This is a genomic window from Streptomyces sp. CA2R106, from assembly GCF_037034245.1.
Classification (GTDB): domain Bacteria; phylum Actinomycetota; class Actinomycetes; order Streptomycetales; family Streptomycetaceae; genus Actinacidiphila.
In genome coordinates this window covers 1-3,746 of the sequence record NZ_JBAGKC010000084.1, presented here as the reverse complement: position 1 = coordinate 3,746, position 3,746 = coordinate 1, and the positions used below count along the sequence as shown (strand labels likewise).

The following is a 3,746-nucleotide window of genomic DNA, read 5'->3' as shown; positions in this document are numbered from 1 at the left end:
GGCCGGTTGCAGCTCCGGACGGGCCGCCACCCACTCCCGCAGCCGGTCCGCCTGCGCCGCCAGCCCCTCCGCGGAACGGGCCGACACCAGCCAGGCGCCGGCACCGGGCAGCAGCGGTTCGGCGGTGCGGCCGCCGTCCTCCTCTACTGCGGCGGCGTCCGGGGTGTCCGGGGCGTTCTCGCCGTCGGCCTCCGCAGGCTCCTCGGCCGGCGCCTCCTCCACGATGACGTGCGCGTTCGTCCCGCTGACGCCGAACGAGGAGACGCCGCCGCGGCGGGTGCGCTCCCCCCGGGGCCAGGGCCGGGCCTCGCGCAGCAGCTCGACGTCGCCGGCCGACCAGTCGATGTGCGGCGAAGGCTCCTCGGCGTGCAGCGTCCGCGGCATCCGCTGGTGTTGCAGGGACAGCACCAGCTTGATCACGCCCGCGATGCCGGCGCCGGCCTGGGTGTGGCCGATGTTGGACTTCACCGAGCCCAGCCGGACCGGCTGGTCCGCCGGCCGGCCCTGACCGTAGGTGGCCAGTACGGCCTGCGCCTCGATCGGGTCGCCCAGCGTGGTGCCGGTGCCGTGCGCCTCCACCAGGTCGATGTCCGCGGTGGACAGGCGGGCGCTGGCCAGCGCGGCGCGGATGACGCGCTGCTGGGACGGGCCGTTGGGCGCGGCGAGGCCGTTGGAGGCGCCGTCCTGGTTGATGGCGGAGCCGCGGACCACGGCGAGCACCGGGTGGCCGTTGCGGCGCGCGTCGGACAGGCGCTCCACCACGACCATGCCGGCGCCCTCGGATATCCCCATGCCGTCGGCGTCGGCGGAGAACGCCTTGCAGCGGCCGTCCTGGGCAAGGCCGAGCTGCTTGGAGAACTGGGTGAACATCACGGGGACGGTGGTGACGGTGACGCCGCCGGCCAGCGCGAGCGTGCACTCCCCGGAGCGCACCGCCTGCACCGCCAGGTGCAGCGCGACCAGCGACGACGAGCAGGCGGTGTCCACCGTCACCGCGGGGCCCTCCAGGCCCAGCGAGTAGGAGACCCGGCCGGAGATGACGCTGGTGGAGGTCCCCGTCATCAGGTGGACGTCCAGGTCCTCGTCGGTGCCGAAGCCGTAGCCGGACAGCGACGCGCCGGCGAACACGCCGGTCTGCGAACCGCGCAGGGAGTTCGGGTCGATACCGGCCCGCTCCAGCGCCTCCCAGCACACCTCCAGCAGCAGCCGCTGCTGCGGGTCCATGGCGACGGCCTCGCGGGGGCTGACGCCGAAGAAGCCGGCGTCGAAGCCGCTGGCGTCGTCGACGAAGCCGCCCCGGAGGCGGCGCGTGCCGCCGTCCGGGTCCGGCTCCGTCAGCTTCTCCAGGTCCCAGCCGCGGTCGGTGGGGACGTCGACGATGCCCTCCTGGCCGGTGGCCAGCAGGTTCCAGAAGTCCTCCGGGCTCGCGACTCCGCCGGGGTAGCGGCAGCCGATGCCGACCAGGGCGATGGGCTCGTGGCTGCGCTCCTCGACCTCACGCAGGCGCTGCCGCGTGTGGTAGAGGTCGGTCGTCACCCACTTGAGGTAATCGCGGAGGGCCTCTTCATCTGCCATCGGATGTCACCAGTCCAGTTCGTGAAACGCGTACGTGCCGTCCGCACCTGACGTGGGCCATTTACCGGCCGAGTTCCCGGTGGATGAACTCGAAGATCTCGTCGTCCGAGGCGGAGCCGATCTTGTCCGCGACCGCCTGGCTCCCCTGCGGGGCGCCGGTCTCCTTCCACTGGGCGAGGAGACCCTGGAGACGCTCGGTGACCAGGTCGTACGTCTTCTCGTCCGGTGCCGTGCCGGTGAGCAGCGACCCCAGCCGGTCGACCTCCTCCACCAGGGACGCCGGGCCCGTCTGCTCCTGGAACTCCTCGTCCCACAGGTGGCCGGCCACCGCCTCGGGGGTGGGGTGGTCGAACAGCAGCGTGGCCGGCAGTTGCAGGCCGGTGGCGCCGCTCAGCCGGTTCCGCAGCTCGACGGAGGTCAGCGAGTCGAAGCCGAGGTCGCTGAAGGGGCGGGTGGCCTCCACGTCCTCCGGCGCGGCGTAGTCGAGGACCGCGGCGGCCTGCGCCTGCACCAGCCGGACCAGCGCCCGGTGCTGCTCGGCCCGGGGCAGATCGGCCAGTTCCTCGCGGAGCGAGGCGCCCGCGGCCGGGTCGCCGGCCGGTTCCGCGGCCTCCTCGGCGAGGGCCGCGGCGACCTCGGGCAGGCTCTCGATCAGCGGGCTGGACCGGCGCAGCGTGAAGGGCACGGCGAACCGCGACCAGTCCACGTCCACGATGGTCGTCGGCCCCTCGCGGCCGTCCACGAGCTGGGCGAGCGCCTGCACCGCGAGGTCGGCGTCCATGAGGGCCACCCCGCCGCGGGCGAGCCGTCCGGCGGTCTCGTCGTCGGTCATGCCGCCCCCGCCCCACGGGCCCCAGGCCACGGAGGTCGCGGCCAGGCCCTGGGCCCTGCGGCGTTCGGCGAGGCCGTCGAGATAGGTGTTGGCGGCCGCGTAGGCGGGCTGCACGACGCTGCCCCAGATCGCCGAGATCGACGAGAAGAGCACGAACGCGTCCAGGTCCAGGCCGCGTTCGCGGGTCAGCTCGTCCAGGTGCCGGGCGCCCGCCGCCTTGACCGCCAGGAGCGCGTCGGTCGCGGCCAGGTCGGCTTCCGCCACCGGCACGGTCTCCCCGATGCCGGCGGTGTGCAGCACCGCGGAGAGCGCGGGGCCCTCCGCCGCGATCCGGTCGAGGGTCCCGGCCACCTGGGCGCGGTCGCTCACGTCGCAGGCGAGGACGTCCACGCGGGCGCCGCCGGCCGCCAGTTCGGCGGCGCGCGCGGCCACGTCGGCGGCGGCCGGGCCCGACCGGCTGGTCAGCACCAGCCGCTGGGCGCCGCGGCCGGCCAGCCAGCGCGCGCTGTGCCCGGCGATGGCGCCGGTGCCGCCGGTGAGCAGCACGCTGCCCCGCGGGCTCCACTCACGCTCCGGCGCCGCCGGCAACGCGGCGTGCAGCAACCGCCGGCCCAGCACGCCCGCCGCACGGATCGCGACCTGGTCCTCACCGCAGCCCGCCAGCACCCCCGCCAACCGCGCGGCGATCCTGCCGTCCGCACCGTCGAACACCACCGGGAGATCCACGAGGCCACCCCACCGCTCCGGGTGCTCCAACCCGACCACCCGGCCCAGACCCCACACCTGCGTCTGCTCCGCACGCACCGGCTGGTCACCCGGCACGCCCACCGCCCCGCACGTCGCCACCCACAACGGCGCCCCCACACCCGCGTCCCCCAGCCCCTGCACCAACCCCAACGTCGCGCCCAGCCCCACCGACACCGACGGGTACCCCTCCAACGGCGCCTCATCCACCGCCAGCAACGACAACACCCCGGCGAACCCGCCCTCCGGCACCGCACCCCGCACCAGCTCCGCCACCGCCTCCCGGCTCGCGGCGCCGGCCACCTCCACCACCACGACCTCGGCCCCGCGCGCCTCCACCACCCCGCGGCACTGATCCGCCAGCCCACCACCGGCACCACCTGCCGGAACCACCAGCAACCACCGACCCGACAACACCCCGCCCACCGGATCGGCCACCGGAACCCACGACACCCGGTAGCGCCACCCCTCCGTCACCGACCGCTCCCGCTCACGCCGCCGCCAGGACGCGAGCGCGGGCAGCACGTCATGCAGCTGGCGCTCGTCCTCGATGGACAACGTCTCCGCGATCCCCGCCAGGTCACCGCCCTCCACA

Annotated in this window: 2 protein-coding genes; both read right to left on the bottom strand. The window is 75.1% G+C overall.

Annotated features, from left to right (window positions below; translation table 11 throughout):
* Window positions 1–1,575: type I polyketide synthase (locus tag WA788_RS35050; RefSeq protein ID WP_335984430.1), on the bottom strand; the 1,575-nt coding region annotated here is incomplete at its 3' end.
* A 61-nt stretch (window positions 1,576–1,636) separates the two neighbouring features.
* Window positions 1,637–3,746, bottom strand: a 2,110-nt coding sequence (locus WA788_RS35045) for an SDR family NAD(P)-dependent oxidoreductase (protein ID WP_335984429.1), incomplete at its 5' end; no start/stop codon positions are given.